Source organism: Ningiella algicola (genome assembly GCF_028401415.2).
Classification (GTDB): Bacteria; Pseudomonadota; Gammaproteobacteria; order Enterobacterales; family Alteromonadaceae; genus Glaciecola.
Genome location: NZ_CP171821.2, coordinates 1,617,277 through 1,641,410 on the forward strand (window position 1 = coordinate 1,617,277; position 24,134 = coordinate 1,641,410).

Annotated in this window: 23 protein-coding genes; 8 read left to right on the forward strand and 15 right to left on the reverse strand. The window is 42.9% G+C overall.

Features of this window, described 5'->3' with window-relative positions:
• Window positions 1–107: 107 nt before the first annotated feature.
• Together PN836_RS07095 and PN836_RS07100 are read left to right on the forward strand one after the other, a co-directional pair.
• On the forward strand, window positions 108–1,196 hold the full coding sequence (locus PN836_RS07095) for a DUF3549 family protein (protein WP_395344549.1): 1,089 nt from the start codon (window positions 108–110) through the stop codon (window positions 1,194–1,196).
• An 11-nt stretch (window positions 1,197–1,207) separates the two neighbouring features.
• A complete protein-coding gene (locus PN836_RS07100) occupies window positions 1,208–1,525 on the forward strand; it encodes a DUF3301 domain-containing protein (RefSeq protein ID WP_395344550.1) in 318 nt (105 codons plus the stop codon).
• Between the two features lie 560 nt (window positions 1,526–2,085).
• On the opposite strand, the gene PN836_RS07105 is transcribed toward PN836_RS07100, so the two are convergent.
• Window positions 2,086–2,727, reverse strand: coding sequence for a GNAT family N-acetyltransferase (locus PN836_RS07105; protein ID WP_395344551.1), 642 nt, complete (start codon window positions 2,725–2,727; stop codon window positions 2,086–2,088).
• A 177-nt stretch (window positions 2,728–2,904) separates the two neighbouring features.
• Window positions 2,905–3,294 carry a DUF3192 domain-containing protein gene (locus PN836_RS07110; protein ID WP_395344552.1) on the reverse strand — a complete coding sequence of 130 codons (390 nt, stop codon included), beginning with the start codon at window positions 3,292–3,294 and terminating at the stop codon, window positions 2,905–2,907.
• Between the two features lie 428 nt (window positions 3,295–3,722).
• Between PN836_RS07110 and PN836_RS07115 the strand changes: the two genes are divergently transcribed.
• On the forward strand, window positions 3,723–4,079 hold the full coding sequence (locus tag PN836_RS07115) for a hypothetical protein (protein WP_395344553.1): 357 nt from the start codon (window positions 3,723–3,725) through the stop codon (window positions 4,077–4,079).
• Here PN836_RS07115 and syd read toward each other — a convergent pair.
• The gene (gene syd / locus PN836_RS07120; RefSeq protein ID WP_395344554.1) at window positions 4,036–4,605 is read right to left on the reverse strand and encodes a SecY-interacting protein; all 570 of its coding nucleotides are present in this window, start codon (window positions 4,603–4,605) and stop codon (window positions 4,036–4,038) included. The two genes, PN836_RS07115 and syd, sit on opposite strands and share 44 nt — an antisense overlap.
• Before the next feature lie 194 nt (window positions 4,606–4,799).
• Here syd and queF point away from each other — a divergent pair, with 194 nt between their 5' ends.
• The 5 genes from queF (at window position 4,800) to PN836_RS07145 (ending at window position 10,280) form a co-directional block, all read left to right on the forward strand.
• Window positions 4,800–5,639, forward strand: coding sequence for an NADPH-dependent 7-cyano-7-deazaguanine reductase QueF (queF, locus tag PN836_RS07125; RefSeq protein ID WP_395344555.1), 840 nt, complete (start codon window positions 4,800–4,802; stop codon window positions 5,637–5,639).
• Between the two features lie 45 nt (window positions 5,640–5,684).
• The gene (locus PN836_RS07130) at window positions 5,685–7,205 is read left to right on the forward strand and encodes a diguanylate cyclase (RefSeq protein WP_395344556.1); all 1,521 of its coding nucleotides are present in this window, start codon (window positions 5,685–5,687) and stop codon (window positions 7,203–7,205) included.
• A complete protein-coding gene (gene ppnN, locus PN836_RS07135; RefSeq protein ID WP_395344557.1) occupies window positions 7,198–8,574 on the forward strand; it encodes a nucleotide 5'-monophosphate nucleosidase PpnN in 1,377 nt (458 codons plus the stop codon). Before PN836_RS07130 ends, ppnN begins: the two co-directional genes overlap by 8 nt.
• A gap of 99 nt (window positions 8,575–8,673) precedes the next feature.
• Window positions 8,674–9,681, forward strand: coding sequence for an isocitrate dehydrogenase (locus PN836_RS07140; RefSeq protein WP_395344558.1), 1,008 nt, complete (start codon window positions 8,674–8,676; stop codon window positions 9,679–9,681).
• Window positions 9,682–9,971: 290 nt separating this feature from the next.
• Window positions 9,972–10,280, forward strand: coding sequence for a ComEA family DNA-binding protein (locus tag PN836_RS07145; RefSeq protein WP_395344559.1), 309 nt, complete (start codon window positions 9,972–9,974; stop codon window positions 10,278–10,280).
• An 87-nt stretch (window positions 10,281–10,367) separates the two neighbouring features.
• Here PN836_RS07145 and galU read toward each other — a convergent pair whose 3' ends face one another.
• The 12 genes from galU to rfbA form a co-directional block, all read right to left on the reverse strand.
• The gene (gene galU / locus PN836_RS07150) at window positions 10,368–11,264 is read right to left on the reverse strand and encodes a UTP--glucose-1-phosphate uridylyltransferase GalU (protein WP_395344560.1); all 897 of its coding nucleotides are present in this window, start codon (window positions 11,262–11,264) and stop codon (window positions 10,368–10,370) included.
• 28 nt (window positions 11,265–11,292) lie between these two features.
• Window positions 11,293–12,636: a UDP-glucose dehydrogenase family protein gene (locus PN836_RS07155; RefSeq protein ID WP_395344561.1), complete on the reverse strand. Its 1,344-nt coding sequence runs from the start codon at window positions 12,634–12,636 to the stop codon at window positions 11,293–11,295.
• Window positions 12,637–12,782: 146 nt separating this feature from the next.
• Window positions 12,783–13,661 (reverse strand): glycosyltransferase family 2 protein, encoded by an 879-nt coding sequence (locus PN836_RS07160; RefSeq protein WP_395344562.1) that lies wholly within the window; start codon window positions 13,659–13,661, stop codon window positions 12,783–12,785.
• A gap of 15 nt (window positions 13,662–13,676) precedes the next feature.
• A complete protein-coding gene (locus PN836_RS07165) occupies window positions 13,677–14,552 on the reverse strand; it encodes a glycosyltransferase (protein WP_395344563.1) in 876 nt (291 codons plus the stop codon).
• Between the two features lie 68 nt (window positions 14,553–14,620).
• A complete protein-coding gene (locus PN836_RS07170; protein ID WP_395344564.1) occupies window positions 14,621–16,351 on the reverse strand; it encodes a glycosyltransferase family 2 protein in 1,731 nt (576 codons plus the stop codon).
• 31 nt (window positions 16,352–16,382) lie between these two features.
• Window positions 16,383–17,402 (reverse strand): hypothetical protein, encoded by a 1,020-nt coding sequence (locus PN836_RS07175; protein WP_395344565.1) that lies wholly within the window; start codon window positions 17,400–17,402, stop codon window positions 16,383–16,385.
• A 1-nt stretch (window position 17,403) separates the two neighbouring features.
• The gene (locus PN836_RS07180; protein ID WP_395344566.1) at window positions 17,404–19,428 is read right to left on the reverse strand and encodes a rhamnan synthesis F family protein; all 2,025 of its coding nucleotides are present in this window, start codon (window positions 19,426–19,428) and stop codon (window positions 17,404–17,406) included.
• 9 nt (window positions 19,429–19,437) lie between these two features.
• Window positions 19,438–20,526, reverse strand: coding sequence for an HAD family hydrolase (locus PN836_RS07185; protein WP_395344567.1), 1,089 nt, complete (start codon window positions 20,524–20,526; stop codon window positions 19,438–19,440).
• A gap of 161 nt (window positions 20,527–20,687) precedes the next feature.
• A complete protein-coding gene (rfbB, locus tag PN836_RS07190) occupies window positions 20,688–21,761 on the reverse strand; it encodes a dTDP-glucose 4,6-dehydratase (protein WP_395344568.1) in 1,074 nt (357 codons plus the stop codon).
• A 10-nt stretch (window positions 21,762–21,771) separates the two neighbouring features.
• On the reverse strand, window positions 21,772–22,632 hold the full coding sequence (gene rfbD / locus PN836_RS07195) for a dTDP-4-dehydrorhamnose reductase (protein ID WP_395344569.1): 861 nt from the start codon (window positions 22,630–22,632) through the stop codon (window positions 21,772–21,774).
• A 6-nt stretch (window positions 22,633–22,638) separates the two neighbouring features.
• Complete coding sequence (rfbC, locus tag PN836_RS07200; protein ID WP_395344570.1) at window positions 22,639–23,208, reverse strand: dTDP-4-dehydrorhamnose 3,5-epimerase; 570 nt, start codon at window positions 23,206–23,208, stop codon at window positions 22,639–22,641.
• Window positions 23,209–23,226: 18 nt separating this feature from the next.
• The gene (rfbA, locus tag PN836_RS07205) at window positions 23,227–24,114 is read right to left on the reverse strand and encodes a glucose-1-phosphate thymidylyltransferase RfbA (RefSeq protein WP_395344571.1); all 888 of its coding nucleotides are present in this window, start codon (window positions 24,112–24,114) and stop codon (window positions 23,227–23,229) included.
• Window positions 24,115–24,134 lie beyond the last annotated feature (20 nt).

Genomic DNA, 24,134 nt, shown 5'->3' on the forward strand with positions numbered 1-24,134 from the left:
ATAGAATACAAGATGAGTCTACACGAAAAGCAATCAGCAATGTTAGCGCTTATGTGTTCAAGTTTCTGCTCACATCACACATCAACAACTAGGATCGCATCCCATTCATGAGCACGACAAAATCCTTTGGCACATTAAGCGAGTTTTTAATGCAGGCTGGCACCGAATATATTATCTATGACATTAGCCGAGCTCGCAGATTAGTTAGCAATCAAGAGTTCTTCGATTACGAATTAAATAATGAGCCCTTTCCGACTCCGCGACAGGCTCACGCTTGGTTATGTATAGTCTTTTGGAATAAACAAATCCGCAATAAAAATAATGAGCAAGAGCACTATATCTGGTTTATTAAGTTACCCATTGATGAGCGAGGTCTAATCATGCAAGCCGCCCGCGATCAATTCTTGCACATTGTTGTGGAGGCACTTGGTCAAGATATGCAGCGTGCAGATGAAAAGCAAGCCCAGCTTCCAGAGAACCCTTTCGTTTTTGCGCCAAGTCAGCAGCAGCTAGCGGATTGCAACGCGAGTATTCGGAAACAGTTGAAACTGCCTGAAAGGGAGGGATTCTCCAAAGCAAAGCATTATATAAGTGCGCCAAGCGTGCAGTCTTGGAATGACCTGTCGGTACAAGATATGTCCGACTTGGCTGTCAACATAAACGCGCCAGAGATTGCGAATGCTTTAGCGCAAAATTTTGACATTTTGCCCACACCCGTGGCCATTTGTTTATGCAGTACATTCGAAGGGATACCGCTTCCCCCGAGGGTCAGCGACAGCTTGCTTGCATATCATACAAGGTGTGAAACCTCACTTGCACCAATGGTTCTGCGCGCACTAGCGAGCACCAATACCGTTACGGTTGACAAGCACATCGAAGCGCTCATTTTAGAAAAGAACTTAGATACCGAAACGCTAATTGTTATCGCTGGACGTCATTGGCAGCGACTGATTCCCAATGGAAAGACTGATGATTTGGCAGATTCGCTTTTAGCAAGCTATTTGGAGCAACTCGCAAATGCAGACTCGAGCTACGCATTATTCAAAGGTGTATTCGCTGATTTAGTCAGGTTGCCTTCGCTTCGTACGTTTTTGCTTGCGATGATACGCCAGCCTCTTGGCAAAGACGCACTGCAACTTGCCGTGACGCATCTTCTTTCTGAAGCTGAGTCAGCTCCAAAAAACGCTCACAATTAAGGCGTAACAATATGGATATGTATAGTCTGATTATTCTTTTATGTCTGTTAATGATCGGTCTGCAGTTTTGGAGATTGCGAGGAATTGCTGAATCAACGATAAGCTTCGCACAGCGCTATTGCCAGAAGGAAGGATTGCAATATATTTCACTCGCTAGGGTTAAAACGCGTATGAGCGTAAAAAGAGGTAAGCCTGACTGGCATATTATCTACCAATTAGAATTCAGCAGCGATGGTGAAACCAATTACACTGGCAGTATCACCACACATGGACGTAAAGTAATGAAAGTTGAATTACCCGTTTACCGCCTAGCCCCCGACGCTAATTAACCTGGGCTCTGGATAATAGACAGGCACAAAAAAGCAGGCCATAAGCCTGCTTTTCTGTGAAATTTTGAGCATCCTTCTCGGCGTTCCATTGCTAAAACATCATCCCGATAAAATCCTTTACACCCCTTTCCATTTTCATCCCACTCTTCCTAAGCAGGCAACATATCCATATGCCGATCCCTTTTCCTTTCCTTTACCAGCGTTTTCCCTTTCCGCTCGCGACACATCCTGCATCTGTTTCGTCCATGTGAGTTTACATCCTGAAACTCTTGTCTTCGTCGCTTCTTGCTTTCCCTGAAGACGTGATAATCATATCGAAGACAGATTACGAAAAGTAAAATAAATTTAATATAAATCGATGTAAGACATACGTGCTGATGGGAAGAAAAGAATTAAGATTATGATTTTGTTAATTTTTATTCTAAGGCATAAGCAATTGGTGGACTAACAAAAGCACGAATACCGACGAACAGGTAGGAGATATCTTACGTAGTGCTATGACAAATAAGAAGCTCATTTCTAAAGCATCTAAGGTGCTGTTGAGCTTCACTGTATGAAATTTAAACCGATGTCGGTCGAAACATCACTTTACCAGTGATATTACCCACTTCAATATCGTCCACATGCTTGAATTGCGCGTCTTTAAAAAAGGATAAACACTTCGGCAGTGTGACTAATACACCAATCCCTTCAGATTGCATATCTTCATCTAGTAAAGATAACATTGCGCTCATTAGAACATGCCCCAGGCCAATATCTTGATGATCCGGATGCACGCCTATGAGGGAGAGCATGTAGTAGTTTTGAGCAGGGATTTTATCTCTGACCTTTTCTTCTTTTGCGATCATTTGTTTAGTGCCCAGGTACCCAGCAGTCAAAAGCATCTTTAGTCGCCAGTGCCAAAAACGACCTGCACCAAAAGAAGCATCGGGGCCTATCATACAAGAAACCGCTAACAAGCGACCGTCATCATACAATCCAATTAGGGGTTGTTCAGACTCCCAAAACGTATTGATTTCCTCTCGGATAGCGCTTCGCAGTCTTGCTTCGTAACCCTCTCGCTCAGCTTGGAAAATATCAACAAAAAGCGGATCGTCAAAGTAAGCGTTATATAATATTGACGCAGCTACTTTTAAATCATCTGCACCAAGATATGCAGGTGTGACGGCTGCCAAATCCGGTTTGTAAGCTGATACGGTCATGCGATATCTCCAAAACTTAAGTCAAGTCGCTGTGAACATAGCGATAAGTCTTAAGTGTAATGTACGCAGTAAATTTTGTAACATCTTTTTTACAAAAAATTACTGCGCGCCATGATTCCCGAGGACGTAATAGCTTTTTTGTATAGTTTGCTCCAAAGGAGCTAACTATAATGTTACTTAGAGGTGGCTAAGCGCGGTTTCACCCCAGCCAATCAGCTCATTGTTCATAAATACAAGCGGCGTGCATTCATCTTTAGTGGTGATACCATCGTTTTCCCGATGCTGCGTTCTATACCAGAGTAATTGATATTCTTTATCGCCTTGCTTTAATGCTTCGTTAAACGCTGCGGGTCCCATTTTATCAGTGATACTTTGCTTGGATGCACCTAGGCTAAGGTTAGACACATGTTCACGATTCGCCTTTTGCTCTTTTTGCCAACTTGAATAATGGTGGCCTGCGAAGTCCGAATCAAAGCCATCATCATCAATCGAAATGACACATGCGCTTAGTGAAAAAGCAGTAGCGATCACGATAGCTGACATCGCGAAATTTTTCGTTTTATTCATTTTACTCTCCCAGAGTTTTGTTAGTTTTATAGAGCTGTTTTGGCCGTATTAGGGCTTATTAACCTGAATCCGCTTGTGACTATTAGCTTGATTCCCTAGGCAGACATCGCATTTGAAAGCATCGAAATCATGGACGATTTCGCTGAGCGCCCAAGGACGGGTTCACAGCGGCTTTCAAATGCGATGTCTGCCTAGGGAATCAAGCTAATAGTCAAACTCTACGGCACTACAGGCTTAGGAACTCACTTACACATGCCGTGCCAAAGAAACAAATCCTATATAATACAGTTAGTTACACAAAATTTCGTTGGTGTGCCAAATATCGTGTTGCAATTAAATGAAGAAACAGGCTATTTATTAGGGAAATTAGCCACTCTTTTAAGCTACTATGATCGTTATTATTGTGAGGATATTTAATTTTGTAAACCATGTCCCAAAGCGCATCCGAGACGATTATACAAATTTGCCAAGCCCTATATTCAAAAGGCTTAACACCCACCACGGCGCTGATTAAGTCGAGACTGCTTGAACCTCTGCCATTACCAAGCATTATTTCAGGCTTGCGCGCGTGGCAAGCCTCTGCTCACAAAGGGGGAGCTGTTGACGCAAACGAGAACTTGGAGCGCGAAAAAAATAGGCGTGTCACAGACGAAGCAGAAAACATCGCTGACAAAGGTGAAGCTAGCTTAAGTCTCAAAGTAGAAAGGCTAGAATCACAAGTTAAAGCATTGCAGGCGACAGTTAAAGCATTACAAGCTGAGGTAGCGGCTTTAACTCGCCAATAAATGTCACTAGGTTGTCACTAATAATTTCGAGCTTAGGCTTACCAACCTGCTCAAGCACTACATTTTCGCTGTTCGGCTCCACTGAAATAATAAAGTCGTCTTCATCGGTGACTGCGAAAAACAGGGTTTCTGTTTGTTTCAATCGTCGCTTCATGAGCACATGTGCGATAAGGTTTTTTTGTAAACGCTCAAAATCTGCTTGATTGAAAGCTTGAAGCAAAGCAATCTTGCCTCTTGGATGTTCGGCATTAAAGTCCAAACTGTAGTATGTACAGAAATAGTCGCTAAGGCTTTGGGGTATATCCATCTCCAGTGCATCCGCGATATTGTTTAAATTGGCGCTGTCATTGCGTTTGTGCGGCAACCAATTCACTTCATCTCCGTTGTTTTGCCCTGTAGACAGGTTTTGTAAACATGGAGAAAGCCACTGCGAATCATATTCTGTTATCAAACCTTTGTTTTCACTCGTGGATTGCTCGATGTAGTCCATTACAAACTGCGTAAAAGTCGCGCTTAAGTCATTCATGTGTTTGCTCAGCTCAGTAGAGTATGGGTTCGCGTCATAACGACCAAGTAAAAAATACGCTTTAGCTTAGCACGCGCTGGCATTTGCACCATCATTTGTCCATAAAGTGAAACGCAGTTGGACTGATGCAAAGACATATGCGTATTATCTATAGTCAGTTCAACACATAACATGGTAATAAAAGCAACCTCAGTATGGAAAATTTATCTTTAGGAAAGACGGTCGAATATAAAGAACATTACGCTCCTGAGCTATTGCAGGGCGTGAAGCGTTCGCTTAGCCGAGACAATATCAATCTTCCAAAGACCTTGCCCTTTGACGGTATTGATATCTGGAACGGATACGAGCTTTCTTGGCTAAACCTTAAAGGCAAACCACAGATTGCAATTATGCGATGTTACGTGCCAATCCAATCACCCTTCTTGATAGAATCAAAATCGTTCAAGCTATACCTGAATAGTTTTAATCAAACCCGTTTGTCGTCGATTGATGAGGTGAAAAAACGACTATCGAATGACTTGAGTCAGTGCGCTGGCGACCCCGTACGTGTTGAACTCATTCCGTTTGATAAGTTCAGCAACATTCAGATGGGCACGCTTGACGGTACACTTTTAGATACCCTCGACATAAGCATGGAAGACTATGAAATATCTCCTTCCATATTGCGTGCAAGCGAAAGTCCACAATCCACGTCTCATATCAAAGAGCAAGATGTTAGCGAGACATTGGTCAGTCATTTGCTAAAATCAAACTGCCTAATTACTAATCAGCCGGATTGGGGCAGCGTGTTAGTTAAATATATAGGGCCACAAATTGATCATACTGCGCTTTTGAAGTATCTCATTTCATTTAGACAGCACAACGAATTTCACGAGCAGTGTGTGGAACGCATATTTTCCGATATCCTTCACCATTGCCAACCCAAGTCATTAACTGTTTACGCTAGATACACAAGACGGGGCGGATTAGATATAAATCCATTTAGAAGTAATTTTGAAGCGCCATATGCCGATATAAGGCTAGCACGTCAATAGAATTATAGACTTTAACCGACTTCTTTCCTTGCGAGACAAACGTAAATGAGTTCAGCTACGCCAAAACAACAACTAATGATTGCTCGTCAACACCTTGATAAGTTGGCTATTTTTATAAATAGCATGGTCGATTTTTTCAACGGCGCAAACCCAGCCATAGATAAAGAACTTAAATCGATCAAAACGTTACTCGCCGGCAAACCAGATTATGAGCGAGCGGCGGAATTGTCGGCAACAATTAATAGTGAAATGAAGAAACAAAGCAAGTACATGCGACAACATAATCTTGCTACTCTATCTCAACTGCAAGACTCACTGAGGAAAATAAACGACCTTGATGCAGTTGACGCAGACACAAAATCTCAAATTAAACACTTTATTCAAAGTCTCGCACCAGAAAGTAGCAACGTGACCTCTCCTATCGCGCAGTTTGAAAAAGCGCTTAGTCTTTTCAAGCAAGCGCTTTCAAATAATGTGGTAACGCGCTCACAGCAAGATTCAAAGGATCAAGAAAAGCTCCACCAAGAAATTATCCAGGAACTGCAAGAGCTTATTTCCCCATACCATGCCAGTGAATCAGAGAATAAAACCATCGCCGAACTTCGGGAAAAGCTGCAGTCGGGTCTAGCGCATCGAGAATTGCTTGAGTGCTGTCTTGTGATGATTCGTTTTGTGATGCGAGACGTGATTAAAGAAGCAAGCACGGCGAACAAGCTGATAAATGATATTCATAAAAGCTTAAGCAAAATCAATGTGGGCATTAAAACCACGATTGCAAAATCAAAAAACCGAATGCAGCAAAGAAGCGCACAAAATAAAACAATGCGTAAACAAATTGATGCGATTGAAGCGACCTTGTCCGATAGTCAGCGCATTGAAGATTTAAAACGCGAAGCGCAAACGCATTTAACAAAAATGCAAAGCTCGCTAAAGGCATCAGAGGCGGATGAGCGGGCTGAACAAGAAAAGCTCATTGTCTTACTTGAATCGATGCAAAAAAGACTTAGCGAATTAGAAGACAAAGCGCAAAACTACAAGCAGAAATTACTGGATCAGCGCATTCAGGCGATGACCGACACGCTGACCAAACTGCCAAATCGCATGGCCTATGAAGAAAAAGTTGAAGCGACTTACAAACAAAGCAAACAGTCACAAAACGAGCTTTGTATGGCGATTCTTGACATCGACCACTTTAAACAAATCAACGATAAATACGGGCATTCAGTAGGCGACAAAACGCTCCAGATCATTGCTACTCAGATTAAAAAGAATCTCAATGACGATGACTTCGTCGCGCGCTGGGGAGGCGAAGAGTTTGTAGCTTTGATGCCTAAATCTAGCCTCACAGATTGCTTTGAAAGACTCGAAGCCATGCGCGAAAAAATATCGCAACTGCCATTCATGTTCAAAGGCCAACGGGTTAGCGTCACCGTGTCAATTGGGCTCACTGACATGCTTGAATATAGCAGTATCGAAAAAGCCTTTGAGCAGGCTGACGCGCTACTTTATGAAGCGAAACAAAACGGGCGCAATCAAACAAAAATAAAGGATGCCATACATGAGTAAAAGCTACCAGCTAAGTCCTGTGGGATGGATGAGTCAGCTATCACAACTAGAAGTGGAACAGTTAGAGACATCCACATCTGCTGATCACTATAAAATGTTCAGAAATTGTTGTTTAGCGGTGCTTAACAGCGGCGTAGAGCAGGACGATTCCGAGGCCTTGTTTGAACAGTTTGCTGATTTTGACGTACGCCTTGTAAGGCGTGAGCGCGGTGTAAAAATGGAGCTTATTAATCCGCCAGAAGTGGCGTTTGTTGACGGAACACTGATTGCAGGCGTGCATGAGCATCTATTCGCAGTGCTTCGCGACATGCTCTATATGAGCAGTAAACATCAACAGTACAGTGGCGAAGGAAGGCGTCAATCAGACGCCCAAGAGGGTCCGTTTATTACCCATATGGTGTTTGACATGCTACGCCACGCAGATGCATTGAGCTCGGTTGAGCCTGCAAACATGATTGTATGCTGGGGCGGTCATTCCATTAAGCATGATGAGTATAAATACACTAAAGCAGTTGGGTATGAACTTGGTTTGCGCGGCTTTAATATCTGTACAGGCTGCGGCCCAGGTGCGATGAAAGGACCAATGAAAGGCGCCGCAATTGGACATGCGAAACAACGCACAAAAACTGGGCGCTATGTGGGCATTTCAGAACCCTCGATTATTGCGGCTGAACCGCCTAACGCAATCGTAAATGAACTCATTATCATGCCGGATATCGAAAAGCGCTTAGAAGCGTTTGTTCGCGCCTCTCACGGTATTGTTATTTTTCCTGGTGGCGTGGGCACGGCGGAAGAATTGCTATATCTCTTAGGTTTATTGTTACACGAAAAAAACCACGACCAATACATACCGCTTTTATTAACAGGTCCAGAGAACCGAAAGGAATACTTCGAAGCGCTTGACACATTCATAGGACTTACCCTAGGGGAGCAAGCGCAAAGTAAGTATCAGATTATTACAGGGGACGCAGCTACCGTGGCTAGTGAGCTTAATGCAACTAAAGAAAAACTGCATCAGTATCGCCAAGATACGGGAGATTCTATTAACTTCAATTGGCGTTTGCATATTCCTGAGGACTTTCAACGACCCTTCGAGCCAACTCATCAAAGCATGGCAAGTCTGAACCTTTACCTTGATCAGGCGCCGGGTGCGCTTGCTGCGAATTTAAGAAAGTGTTTTTCAGGGATTGTGGCGGGCAATGTGAAAGCAGAAGGAATTCAGCAAATACAGGCGCACGGCCCCTTTCAACTCAGTGGTGACCAAAAACTTATGAAAAGCATGGATGCACTTCTAACGTCATTTGTGCAGCAAGGAAGAATGAAGCTACCGGGCAGTGAGTATCATCCGTGTTATGAGCTTAAGCTTTAGGCAAACAGTTGATCTTTAGCAAAAGGCGAAAAAGCACATGAAAGGCCGAGACTTGTCATGTAGAATGCGCCGCCTAGCTATATTTCATTAGGAACGAGCATGACACAACAAGCAATTACAGTGATTCGCGGAGATGGCATTGGCCCTGATATTATTGATTCCGCTATCCAGATCTTAGATAAAGCGGGCTGCAACTTTTCTTATGATTATGCAGATGCCGGTTTAATGGCACTTGAAAATCATGGTGAGTTATTGCCTGATGAAACAAAGGCTCTTATCGCAAAAAACAAAGTGGCGCTGAAAGGTCCACTTACAACTCCGGTTGGGGAAGGCTTTACTTCTATTAATGTGAGCCTGCGCAAACAATTTGAACTTTACGCTAACCTGCGTCCAGTACTGTCCTTTAAAGGTACTAAAGCACGTTACGAAGACATAGATATCATCACCGTGCGCGAGAACACACAGGGTATGTACTCTGGCCTCGGACAGGTAACCTCTGACGACGGTCAAGAGGCTGAAGCCTTAAGCAAAATAACGCGAGAAGGTGCAGAAAAGATTGTCGTATTTGCCTATGAGCTAGCTCGCAGAGAAAATCGTAAAAAAGTCACAGCTGTGCACAAAGCGAACATTTTAAAATCTACCTCAGGTCTATTTTTAAAAGTCGCAAGAGAAGTGGGCGAACGATATCCTGACATTGAATCAACTGAGATGATTGTTGATAACTGCTGTATGCAACTGGTTATGAATCCTCATCAGTTTGATGTCATCGTCACAACCAATTTATTTGGCGATATTTTGTCAGATTTATGCGCAGGTTTGGTGGGTGGTTTAGGCATGGCACCGGGTGCGAATATCGGCAAAGATTGCGCTATTTTTGAGGCGGTGCATGGCTCTGCACCCGATATCGCTGGTAAGAATCTAGCAAACCCAACTTCAGTGATCCTTGCGTCAATTCAAATGCTTGAATACTTAGACATGGCTGATAAGGCGGATAAAATTCGCAGTGCTTTGAAAGATGTCATTGAGTCTGGTGATAGAACCACGCGTGATCTTGGCGGGGAATCTGGCACGACTGACTTTACTCAAGCCATACTGGAGCGCCTGTAAGCTTAAACGCCTAATAAGCTGAACTTTGGACAAATAGTTTTTAAAAGAGCGCACTGTGCGCTCTTTTTTATTTTACCTGAATCTTCTTTAACCTGAATCCTGTTTAAGAAACGGGATTCAGGTAAATTGACTGAAGATGGTTGGCAGTTTAAAAACCATACCGATAGACAAGTAGCAACTTAATGCAATCTCATCCTAGAATATCCACTCCCAATAAAGAGCGCACTGCGGCGTCAAGTGGGAGTGAACACTGTGCTAATTGCACATGGATTTTATTTAAGGAGAAACCTATGAAACTAAAAACATTACTTGTCACATGCCTAGCTTGTGCGTCTTTGCTCAGCATTCCAGCGCATGCTGCTTCGTCTCAAAGTGATAGCAGCTCAACGAATGGTGGCCCTGCTTTTACACTGGTTAATATTAATAAAGCGGACAGCAGCGCGCTCACTAGTCTACCCGGCATCGGACAGAAAAAAGCCGAGGCCATTGTCAGTTACCGTGAACTAAACGGTGAATTTCAATCTGTCGAAGAGTTAGGCAATGTGAAAGGCATTGGTAAACGCATGGTTGAGAGACTTGCGACTAAAGTGACTATCTAGACACACTGTGTCAGGAACATGAAAAAGGCCAGTCACTTCATCTTGACTGGCCTTTTTCACTCACTATGGCGGAGAATCCAAGGCAAATTAATTCGCCATTAAATCCTTCAAGAATTGAGTAAACTCCTCGCCAAGCTCTGGATGACGCAAAGCATACTCAATATTCGCTTTCATGTATCCAAGCTTACTGCCGCAATCATGACTATTACCTTTCATGTAATAGGCGTCGACTTGTTCATGTTCCATTAAGGCATCGATAGCGTCAGTTAGCTGCACTTCGCCACCGGCTCCCGGGGGCGTCTTGGCAAGCAGGTCCCATATTTTTTCAGACAATACGTACCGACCCACTACGGCTAAATCGGAGGGTGCATCTTCTAACGATGGTTTCTCGACCATCTTGTGCATTTTGCCGGACTCACCCTGCTTCAATTTACGCCCCTCCAAATCAACGATACCAAACTTAGGCACGTCTTCTTCTGGCACCTGTTCTACCATAACTTGACTCACTCTGCTGGTATTAAACTTAGCAACCATGTCGGCTAAGTTGTCTTTTTTAGGGTCGCTTGTGACATCATCAATGATTACGTCAGGCAGAACAACCGCGAAAGGATTGTCGCCAACTAAGGGTAAGGCACATAATACGGCGTGACCCAGTCCGCTTGCTACGCCTTGGCGAACATGCATTATGGTCACATCCTTCGGACAAATTTGCTGTACCGCTTCCAACAACTGTCGTTTTACACGCTTTTCTAATGTGGCCTCTAATTCAAAAGAGGTATCAAAATGGTTTTCAATACTGTTTTTACTGGCGTGCGTCACTAATATAATTTCTTTTAGCCCCGCTTTTACACATTCATTTACCACGTACTGGATGAGTGGTTTATCTACCACAGGCAGCATTTCTTTTGGAATCGCTTTAGTAGCAGGTAACATGCGTGTTCCAAGCCCGGCGACGGGTATAACAGCTTTTTTAACTTGACTCATATTGTACTTCTCGTCCTTATTATTTTGTTTAACTGGCTTCCTTCACGGATTTTCCACGGCCAATACCATAATAATGCAAACCGTATTCCGACATCAGCGCGGGCTCAAATAAGTTTCGCCCGTCAAATAGCACTGTATCATTTATCTCGGACTTTATAAGGTCGAAATCGGGCGCTCTAAATGCTTGCCATTCAGTACAGATTACTAAGCAGTCTGCACCAGATAAAGCCGCTTCTTTTGTTCCCATCAAGGTTAAATCTGAACGCGTACCATAAATACGCTGAGTCTCTTCCATCGCCTCGGGATCAAAGGCCTGCACGCTTGCACCCTGCTCCCACAGTTTTTCCATCAATACACGACTTGAGGCCTCACGCATATCATCAGTATTGGGTTTAAAAGAAAGCCCCCACAGTGCAATGGTTTTCCCAGTTACATTACCGTTGTAATGCTTCATGATGTAGTCGAATAATTTCTCTTTTTGACGATAGTTCACCGCCTCAACTGCTTCTAGCACTTTTGCTTGATAACCCACTGCCGTTGCACTACGAACGAGCGCTTGCACATCTTTGGGGAAACACGAGCCGCCGTAACCGCATCCAGGGTAAATAAATTGATAACCAATACGCGAATCGCTGCCGATGCCCTTACGGACGTTCTCTACGTCTGCACCAAAACGCTCAGCTAAATTGGCAATTTCATTCATAAAGCTGATTTTGGTCGCCAACATACAATTAGCAGCATACTTGGTTAACTCTGCACTACGTACGTCCATCACAATTATTTTATCGTGATTGCGGTTAAAAGGCGCGTACAGCTCCTTAAGCTTCTTTTCAGACAGCTCACTCTGGGTGCCAAGTATAATGCGATCTGGTCGCATACAATCGCTTACCGCTGCCCCTTCTTTCAAAAACTCAGGATTTGAGACGACATCAAAGGAAACCTCTTTATTCAAATCTGCTAAAACTTCGGACACTCTCGCGCTGACTTTGTCGGCAGTGCCTACCGGAACCGTAGACTTATTAATAATAATCTTGTGTGCCTGCATGTGCGTCGCAATCGTTTTTGCAACGGCAAGGACATATTTTAGGTCTGCAGAGCCGTCTTCATCTGGAGGAGTACCCACGGCAATAAAAATAAGGTCACCGTGCGTGATACCTTTTTCCGCATCAGTGGTAAAAGTCACTCGGCCCGCTTCGTGATTAGACTGGACAAGTGGCGTCAATCCAGGCTCATAAATTGGAATAATGCCCTTTTTTAAATCATCGACTTTGTTTTGGTCTACATCAACACATACTACGTCATGCCCGACTTCCGCTAAAACGGCGGCCTGCACCAGTCCTACGTAGCCAATTCCAAATACTGTTACCTTCATTTACGCTTCCTTTTGTGTGCCGAATGTTCTATTTTCAAACGCGCCGAGACGCGATCTTGATATTTTGAGTGAGCCTGAATATACCACAGCCAACTTAGACGAGAAATACCGAAAACGAGTTTGGATACACTTCGATATGCTTGGTATCACCGCAATGGACCTGCGACACCTTTGAGGCCATCCTTTAAACCACGAAGCATAAAACGGCATCTTGCTTTTCCAGATGTTTCCAGCAGAGCATTGATTAAAAAACGAGGAGCAATTGCGCTTAAATTTCTCAACTTCCAATATCGCGGCACATAGTCTCGTTTTGAAAGCAGAATAATGTTTCGAAACTGATAATACAGGCGGCGTTCCGAGGTTTGCTTATAGGGGATCCCAAAAATGCGTTTTCGACCGTCACCCAAATAATGCTGCATATGAATTTGCTTCGCGATCCCAACGTGAAAGCCTTTTAAGGCTGCTCTCCAACACCACTCGTGATCAACCCCATCGATAAATAAGCGTTCATCTTTCAATCCAACTTCAGGCAGGCAAGTCAAAGATAAAAACATACCAGAAGAAATAATTTGACTCACTACAGTAACATCCACGTGGTCTCTGATTGGTCGTTGCAGAAGCGGCTTGACTTTTTTTTCGGTATAGCGGCAAATGATCTGTGGACCGATGGCAATGATAGATGCCTCTTCTTGTTTTATTGATTGGAAGCTCTCCCACATCATGCGACCGTAGTTTGGAGCAACCGCAGAGTCTTGGTCAAATAAACAAGCCCATTCACATCCTCTTTCAAGCAAATACTTCAAACCCGCGTTTTGAGCAACCGCGACTCCGACATTTTCGGCAAAGTGTATATATTTAAAATCTTGGGCTGATTGACTGTCAATAAAACTCAGTAGCCAGTCATCTTTGCGTGGAGAGTTATCTACGATAACCAGAGGAGCACACTGATGCGCTAAGCATTCTAAGAGTGGTTTTGAAATCGCTTCGCTTGGATTAAAGAGAACAACAATTGCTGCAACGTTCATTCAACGCTCTGGACACTAACGATTGAGCACATATCGGTCAAACTTGTAGGCAAGTTTTACCAAGGGTGCAGGCATACAGCGAACACAAAGCACACCACAAGCATAAACCACGTATCGAATCCGCATTCGTTTTAATGATTTCATAGCAAAAATTCGAGCTTTAAATTCATTCACCGATTTGCCTAAACCACGCCGCTTATAAAAGTCATTCACCCGTCTGAATTTCAACAGCGGCTCCTGCAGATTGTGAAACTTTATGCCGTCAGCAATCAGCTCTATCCAGAAAAAATAATCTTGCGTATTGCGCAATTGCTCTTGGAAGCGGTAGCCCTTTTCTATTACTGAGTAGCGCATTGCAACGGTGGGATGATTTATGGAGCATCTGCGCGTGAGCATCTTTTTTATTTTTTTATGCGACGCTGGCAAGGTTCTAAAGCCTACTTTTTCTCCCAACTCGTTTATTTCAACCAGCGCGCTTCCAAGTATGTCGATATCTTCGTGGGATTTAAAATAATCTACTTGCGTCGCAAATCGATGTGGCATGGATACGTCATCTGCGTCCATACGAAAAAAGTATTTGGGATGATAGGGCAAGCACCAGTCCATCACGAAATTCATACATCGACTTAAACCCACGTTGGCATCAGATTTGGCCAATACGATTCGCGGATCACGCTTCGCGGCATATTCAACAATCGCCGATATATCTTGATCTACTGGTCCATCTACCACAATGACAAAAACAAAATCAGAATAATCCTGCTGTAGCACACTGTCGATGGCATCAGCAAGCCACAATGGATTGTCATCAGCAAAGGTTGCCATCGCGACCACACTCTCGAAATTGTAGTCTATTGAAACCGCTTCTGTGAAATAAAAAGACTTTGGCAAAAAATCTCCAAACTAAGGCATACAGGCCAAAAAAGACGCCAAGTTAAATTATGAAAACTATAGCATTATTAAAGTGAAATTGGCTTTAAATTCTCGTCAATTGAGAAATTTTCATACTGTAAGGTTAGGTTTGGATTGTAGGCTGGATCATGTTTTATATATGCATCCCACTTAGTTTGCAGGTACGTCACTTCCGCTTGAAAGCGTTTTTGCTTTTCGACGGTATCTTCGTGTCCCCTAGATATAGACTCATGATGATAAAGCAGAGCCTCTGCAACCCATACATTGCGCTTTCCGAGCCCGCATATACTTAGGCAAAAATCGACATCATTGAACGCGACCGTTAAGTCGGTCTCGTTTAATCCACCTACTGCATCATAGTCTGCGCGTGTCACTAGCAAACAGGCTGCTGTGACTGCACTGAAATTCTGAGTCGCTACTGCCCGTTGCATATAACCGCTGCGATGACATGGTAAATACTTGTGTGCGTGACCTGCTCCTCCACCATAGCCCATGACGACTCCTGCATGCTGAACAAGATCGTTGGAATATAGAAGTTTGGCGCCTACACAGCCGACATCTTCCCTACAAACGTGATTAACCATTTTTTGAAGCCAATTAGGGGTGATAACTTCAATATCATTATTTATTAGCCCAATAATTTCTCCGCTTACGCGTTTAACAGCAAAATTATTGATAGCGGAATAGTTAAAAGGATATGGAAAATCCAGCACTTCCACCTTCGTATGTAATGCAATCTCTGACAAGTACTCAAGCGTCTCTGGATCGTCTGAATTGTTATTTACAATACAAATTTCATAATTGGCGTAAGTTGTTTTCTTTATTATTGAGTCAACACAGTCTTTTAATATTTTAACCCCGTTATAAGTAGGAATTATGAGACTTACTAAGGGTTTATGTTCATTTTCAAACATGATGCTGGTATCAATAGGGGCCAGTCTCGGAGTGGATTCTGACGATACGTGTACCAATATGAAGGGAATATGGTCAATGTCGCAGTATATGTTATTCAAGTATGTACTTTTGATGTATTCAGAAACTGAATTATTGCAGTTAATTAGTTCATTTAATTGCAGCATTGGATTGAGCAACAAAACCGCACGATTAATGTAAGCAGTTGAAAGCAACAAGTCCGGATTCCAATCGGGCATAAAAGCGGGATCATAGCGTTGGCCATCATCAATCCTATCGACATCTGTATAGGCCATATCTGCCGTTAGCGTAGCTCTATTTAATGCTATCAACGCTAGAGGATGAAGCAGGTCACCGTGACAAATCACAAAAACGGCCTGAGCATCTTGCTCCAATAGCGCCGAAAATCCTGCAGGCAGTCTTCGGCTGCGAACATCATTACGATCAATGATTTTGACTTGTTTATAGCGACGGTTGATCCGCCCCAGCTTTTTCTTTTCACCTGCACTAAAGCACAACACAATTATATGTTCGACAGATTCCTCTGCCTGAGTAACACTGTTAATGGAATTCTCAAGCTCATCGTCGCTTCTTGAACTATCAAACAAGATGACAACAGCGCTAACATGGCGTTTGTGAGCTTTTTCTGCTTTAGCCATTTCTAAGAGGGAATAATGATGTTTTTGACAAGCTTGGTAAAGGCTATCTCCTTTAGCAACAAATTGATGTGTATTAGCTATCTTTGGATTAACACTAGGATGCAGTTTAACTCTGCAAAGCCACGCAGTATAGAGTGCCGAAAGCGACATGTTTGTACGTAAACGGTGGCGAAAGTTTTGGGGCATGAGTTTTACGATTAACTGCACGACCCTCATAAACATTCTGAGCATGGCTATACTACACTTCGTGTTGTTTATCAGGTACCGATATGTACTCAGAAAGTTGGTGAGCTAGGCGCTCTAAACAAGCATGAACCTCAAAATCCAATAACCAATCAGTCGCTGGAAACGCTGCCTCTTGATTTTTGGTGTTAGGCTCATAATTTATGAGCTGCTCACTGTACTGTTGTACCATTATTTTTTCAGCGCGAACATCTACTGCATAGTTACCAACCCGCTCAGGACTAATATACTCTTTGATGCGATTATGAACATACAACAAGTCTTCTTGCGATAGAGCTTTGATATGCTGTTGATAAAATGAGCGCACAGTGCCGTCTGAGGCTTTGTCGCTCAAGATATAATTAAGTGCTCTAACCGTTTCTACGTCCTCTACACTCATGCTTTGGTTGCGAACGTTGCTTTGAACAGTTTGGCTATTTAATGCAGATACTAGCTCTGAATCGCTTGAATCAAGACAAATAGCAGTGAGAAAATCTTCGAGCAAACGTTTATGTTTGGCACTTGCGTCATAGTCGATGACAATAATGTTTTCTTTACCGAACACAGTCGCGAACATAGAGAGCTTCAAATCTGGAGATAGCATTTGACTCATAGCCGGTCTTGCTAAATGCTCATGATAATACGCGAAAAAATCTTGCGTTCCACCATGTTTAATTACCTCTTGCCAAATAGAATAAAGCTTGAAGCTTGCGCGCCTCCAAGAGTAAATAACGCGCACCTGCAAAAATGGCAAACTTTGTTTTAGATAGGTGAAGTCTGATTTGTTTAAGGAAATTAAGTCTTCGCTGGATATAACGAAGTCACATTCACTATCTTTGAAAAAGGCAATGTCCTCTTCATCAAGAGTGCGCTGAGATAATTTATCTCTGAATAAGTGCTGTCCAAATATCCGCATATACCTTTTGGGGTATAGAATTCCCTTTTTAAATATGACAGATTGATTATCCAGCATGAATTTTTGAATGGCAGTCGTGCCGGTTTTATGTGGCCCTACGTGTAAATATAGATATTTCATCTCAATTTCCAAAGAAAGGATATCGACCAAACTTACTCATCAGCGCACCCCACTTCATATTCTCACGCTTCACATTTTCTCCTTGTGTCACTGCATTTGGCCCTAACCCAGCGGCCAACCATTTATCTTTTGGATGCAAAATATGCATGTTAACAAGACCAAAGTCGCCACATAACTGCGCATCCGACCGAACGTTATCACCAATATGAATAAATGACTTCCCACTCTCATCAACTAAACGACGAATCTCTTTCCACATGGATGTATTATCTTTTCTAAGCCCAAGTTCTGATGAAACAAATAGACGAAAGCTGACCGCCAAGCCGCAGTGACGTAATATCGTGGATATTTGCTCTTCGCTATAGTACGTATCCGTCACCAACCATATTTCTCTTTGCATATCAGATAAGCGATTGACAATTTGTATTATGTCCGTCTTGCCATTCATTGAATGTAAATCGTATTGAAATTCTAACTCTTCCCACTCTCTCGCTTGTTCAATATCGCAACCTAATTGTTGTGCCAAAGCGTCATACACTTCACAGAGTTTCACATCACCTACATGGTTTCGTGAGATGCGAATATCGGTCTCTGTATCGTTCCTTAGTCCAACAAATACCTCAGGGCTTGCAACTACATCTAGCTGAGTTAAGTATTCCCCTAAAAGATATTTGGCGTGATCAGGCGCGACATATTGTCTAGTGATTAAGGTATCAAACACGTCAAACGAAACAATTTCAAAGTTACTAATCTCACTTAAAAACTGTCCGGGTGATTTCATGTAATTGATGTAAATGTAAGTCTTGTCGCATGTAAACTTTGACTCAGGTGGGTAATAAAAAAACTGCTTAAACCCCTGTTTTTCCGTTAAAACACCCAGAATACGTTCAAGCGCATGCAAGTAAGAACCATCGTTTGGCAAAGGTTCCTCTGGAAAGTCTTCATACTGATAGCTTGCTTCAAGCAAAGGGGCAAGTGCTTTTGGCCTTGCCCAAAACATACCACCTACAGGATAGTTTACAAAATCACTGTCAATGTCTAGACCAAAACTCTCTACAAAAGGAGCAGCGTGCACCTTATTACATGTCCAATGGTTGACCCAGCTTGGCATCATCCAAAATGATGTAGGATAGTACATGCCCAAGTCTTGATGTTCGTCGAACAAACGCAGTAGACATGATATTGTATGGGTATCTTTCATGAGGTATTGATGCAGGTAGTCAAACCACTGAGTTTGCTCCCGCCCTGAGTATAACGATTTTTTTGAGTGAATATGACAAAATAGATCGTATTCGAGCAGTTCATCTGAAAACTCAACTAAAAACGGTCCGAAATTGCGTCCCCTGTTAGGTACAGATACCACCCTTAGCTTATTGCACTGCTCAACGCTTTCAAACGCTATTTCAGCCTTTTTTGCAATCTCCTCACTTGCCGCAGTAATGAACACGTCGACTGAAATTGGCATTAGGCGAGTGGAGACAATTAATTTCTCAATCGCATCCTCATAAAAAATATGGAAAACCAAGGCAATTCTTTGCTCTTGCCAAGTTTGCGTTTCCTTCGCCAAAAGCACATCTTTTGGCCGCCATCTCACAATCTCATTATTAATAGTACGATTATCGTCCTTACCATGGTGCAAGTAATGCATTAAGGGTGACGTTTGGCTGTGATACACATCGAGATTTCGTCGCAAGTACGACTCAGAATCAAAAGCAGCACTTGGATTAATGTTGGCAAACGATGATTTGTCAATATAGTCGGCAAATGCTGCTAAATCTGATTCAAAGCGTCCGTAGCGCTCTTGATAATACTCAGGGTCAAATAATGCCTCTGCGATTGCCAACTTAAAGTGCTTAACATAATTTTTAAGATAGGGGGTGATCACCGTCGCCTCTAAGGGATCGGAGCCAATCTTGGCCAATCTATCAACATCTTCGTTTTCAGTTGCCTGATTTAGTGTGCCTTTACCTTCGGAAGCTGAGCGTTGTCTTTTTTTAAATAGTCCAAAGCGAGAGGGTTTCTTCATAATTTGTTCTTACAACCTAAACAAGTGCAGCGGATTGACATTTCCATTCCCCGATATAGCATCATCAACGTCAAACAATGGGTGAGTGCACGCAGGCATCATGTGCCGATGTTCAGTATATGCTTGAAATAAACACTCTATCTCGTCAGAAGTATATTCAATGCCGTTTTTGATATTGTGCACTACAGCCTCTATTGCGCCTTTATGAACCGAAGCGAGCTCAAGAAAGTGGGTTTGCGCATAAGACTCTCTGCCATATACAAACTGATATTTTCCGCTCAAGCCAAGTGCATGATGACGTGCGTAAATATCAAGAAATTGACCATTTGGTGATGTCAGCAATGACTCCAAAAATAGGGACTTATCCAATAAAGCGTATCCATCGCCCATGTTAACTTGATTTTTGAACACAAAATCCATTTGCGCTTTGGCTCCGTTATAATCGTACACTTTGGCATCAGTTGTCATGAAATAAAGTGCACGAGTATCACGACCGAGCAGTATGGTAAGTAATTTTTGTATCGTCCCTGAATATCCCAAGTCAATCATAAATGGTTTCATAGCAGTTTGAGATTTATTGAGACCAAGTTCGCGAAGATAATTCGTATAATCCGTCATGCTTTGAAGCGTTAACGCATTAAGTGCTTTCAAATTATCTTGAAAATAATGTTTAATCTTTTCGATATCGCTCGGTAAAACCACCTCTTCCTCTAGCAAGGTATGATCAAAAAGTTGACGTGCTTGATTTCCAGAAAAACCAAATCGATGCGTTAACAAAGACTCAAGCGTTCCTTTATACTTATGCCCTAAGCTTATATCCCACGTTCGTTCATCCCCAATGCAAATGCGAAACAAAAAGGTTCTTGAAACTCTCAAATAGACGCGTTCAATGTTTGGCATTAAGTCTTGCTGAACTAGGGCATCAAATGCCTGCTTAAAAAAATATCCTTCCCGGGCAAGAAATACTAAAAACGGTGGGGGCTCATGGTTGGTTTCACAGTCTTTAATCATCTCACGTAAAGCGTAAAAGTACTGCGTACACATTGGACCTAGAAACTGATATCCAAAATCCTCAAGAGTGATAAGTTTACTGTCCATAAGTGTAGGCTGCGCTTTGCTTGTATAAAATCATTACTTCCGTGATCATAGCATAGTGTTTGATCTTCGTTCTTCAAAATTATCGCGATAAGTAGTTTTTATCCGGGTGTGCTGCCACCTCCTGCCGCCATAAAAGTGATAACGAATACGACATTTATAAGCTATAGCAAAGGGCGCCACCACTGCTCATTACTTAAGTACCAGTTTATCGTTTTTTCGATTCCGGTTTCAAACGACTCAACTGGTCTGTAATGGAGTTGACTTGAAGATTTTGTTGCATCGATGGCATAGCGACGATCATGACCTGGTCTGTCAGTAACATAACTTATTAAGGCTTGCGCATTGTTTTGAGCTGCGTGTGAAGCAAGAGGAAAACGATTGCTTAACTCAGCGTCACGCTGAAATGCTTCATTTACCAACTTACAAACCAAATTAACGATATCGATATTTGCCCATTCATTGTGCCCGCCAATATTGTAGTTCTCACCAACCACGCCATTTTCGATTACCCGATCGATACCGCGAGCATGATCTTCCACATATAGCCAATCCCTGATTTGCTGACCATCTCCATATATTGGAAGCGCTTTGTCGTGAAGGATATTAGTGATCACTAAAGGAATCAGCTTTTCAGGGAAATGATAAGGCCCATAATTATTAGAACAGTTGCTCGTGGTTACCTCCAAGCCGTAAGTGTGGTGATAGGCACGAACCAAATGGTCGCTTGCTGCCTTACTAGCAGAGTACGGTGAGTTTGGCGCGTAGGCCGTTTCTTCTGTAAATGCAGGGTCGTTTATTTCCAGGGTGCCATATACTTCGTCCGTGCTGACATGGTGAAAACGGTGCGCCAAGGGCTCCTTACCCGCTTGTTTCGGCTCATCAATCCATATTTGCTTCGCCGCTTTGAGCAAAGAGTAGGTGCCTAGGATATTCGTTTCAATAAAGGCATCTGGGCCAGTAATTGACCGGTCTACATGCGATTCAGCGGCAAAATGCACAATAGTATCGGTGTAGTGCTGGCGTATCAAAGAAAGGACCAAATCGGTATCATTAATGTCACCTTTTACAAAATAGAAATTTGCATGAGGTTTTAATGAATCTAAACTAGAGAGATTACCCGCATAAGTCAGTGCATCGAGCACCACAACGCGATCATCTGGATATTTGTCGCACCAATAATGCACAAAATTTGCGCCAATAAAACCCGCGCCACCTGTTACTAAAATGCTCTTCATACCTGATCCATTATGATTGTTGTTTAATCTGCTTCAAAACCGCGGAGAGAGCGTCCTGCCAATAAGGAAGCTCTAGCTTTGGTAGTGATTCTTTTAACGACAGTTTGCTCATCACACTATATGCCGGTCGCGTCGCCAATGTTTTAAATGCACTAGAGTCAACTGGATTGATAGGTACTGCCTTTTCGAGCAAACCCTGTTCCATTGCCATAGTTTGAATCGCTTTTGCAAAATCATACCAACTTGCGACACCTTCGTCGGTGCAGTGATGAATACCAGTAAGCTTGCTATTCGCTGCCATTACACATGCCATGGCTAAAGTATCGGCACAAGTAGGAGAACCAATTTGATCATCCACTACAGTAAGCGCGGGCTTAGATGCCATAAGCATCAGCATTGTTTTAACAAAGTTATTACCCGTTGCCGAGTACACCCAGCTTGTGCGAAGGATGCAGCTGTTCGTCGCAAATTCAGATTGAATGAATTGCTCGCCCTCTGCTTTGCTTTTGCCATATGCGTTAATGGGATTTATTTGATCATTGGGCAAGTAAGGGCTGCCCTTATCACCGGAAAACACATAATCGGTAGAGACGTGCACAAAGTGCGCGCCCACTTCTTTCGCTGCTTTGGCTAAATTTGCGACTGCCATAGCATTAATCGCATGCGCATTGTCATAATCGCTTTCGGCTTTATCTACGGCAGTGTAGGCAGAGGCGTTAATAAGCGCACTCAATGAATACTGTGACAATGATTCTAAAATGTTCTCATACGACATAATGTCAATATCATCACGTCCCAAGCAAACAATTTCCGTGTCGAGCGAAGCAAGCGAATGCGCTAACTGCCCTTTTTTACCAATTACCAGAATCATTTATGCTTACTCAAAGGTGGGCGCTTCGTTGAAAGAAAAACCACTGGCGTCTTTGTCCGACGTGCTTGGCTTTGCGAATTGATTAGCATTATTACTGGCAGAAGAGAATGGCCACGTGATATTCAAGCTCGTATCATCGTAGGCTAAGGATACTTCCGACTGAGGGTGGTAGTAATCGGTGCACTTATACACAAATTCAGCACTCTCACTCATAACATAAAAACCATGTGCAAAACCCGCGGGCACCCAGAGTTGTCTCGCATTTTCAGCGGAAAGCTCGTATCCGACCCATTGCCCGAAAGTATTACTGGATTTACGCATATCGACTGCTACATCGAACACCTTTCCTGCCGTCACTCTGACGAGTTTCCCTTGCGTATGCTCAAGCTGATAATGTAAACCTCTTAAGATGCCATGGCTCGACTTACTGTGATTATCTTGTACAAAATCTACATTAGCACAGTGCTGTTTAAACCAATCTGTGCGAAAGGTTTCCATAAAAAATCCACGCTGGTCGCCAAATACCTTGGGTTCAATGAGTTTTACGTCGGGTATCGCAGTTTCTACTAGCTTCATTTGATAATACGTCCTTGTCTATTTAATCTTTTCGTCTAAAATTTTTGCTAGATATTTGCCGTAACCACTTTTAAAAAGCAATTGCGCTTGTTTAGACAGTGCCTCTGCATCGATATACCCTTTACGATATGCAATTTCTTCAGGACAGCATATTTTTAAGCCCTGACGTTTTTCTATGTTAGCTATGAAGTTAGATGCATCAAGTAAACTATCAATAGTACCGGTATCAAGCCACGCAGAGCCTCGCCCTAGTAGCTCCACTTTTAGCGTGTTTTGCTCAAGATATAGATTGTTCAGGTCAGTAATTTCAAGCTCCCCACGGCCTGAAGGTTTCACCGCCTTCGCGTAGTCTACAACTTGATTGTCATAGAAATACAGGCCGGTAACCGCGTAATTGGACTTAGGTTGGATAGGCTTTTCTTCAATCGATAATGCTCGCCATTGCTCGTCAAAATCTACGACACCGTAGCGCTCAGGATCAACCACGTGATAGCCAAACACAGTGGCACCCTCTTCCTGCTTGCTGGTATTAACCAATGAGTCTTGCAGTTCATGCCCGTAAAAAAGATTATCCCCCAAAATCAGCGTGCAAGCATCGTTTCCTATGAACTTTTCGCCAATGAGAAATGCTTGCGCAAGCCCATCTGGCGAGGGCTGCTCTGCGTAACTTAAACTAATGCCCCATTTACTACCGTCACCAAGTAAAGCACTAAACCGAGGAAGTTCTTCAGGCGTCGAAATAATCAAAATATCGCTTATGTCAGCTAACATTAAAGTTGACAGTGGGTAGTAAATCATCGGCTTGTCGTAAACGGGCATTAACTGTTTACTGACTACCTGCGTCAAAGGGTGAAGGCGCGTACCAGAGCCTCCTGCGAGAATAATCCCTTTACGTTTTTTGGTCATGTTGTATCACTCTTATTTAA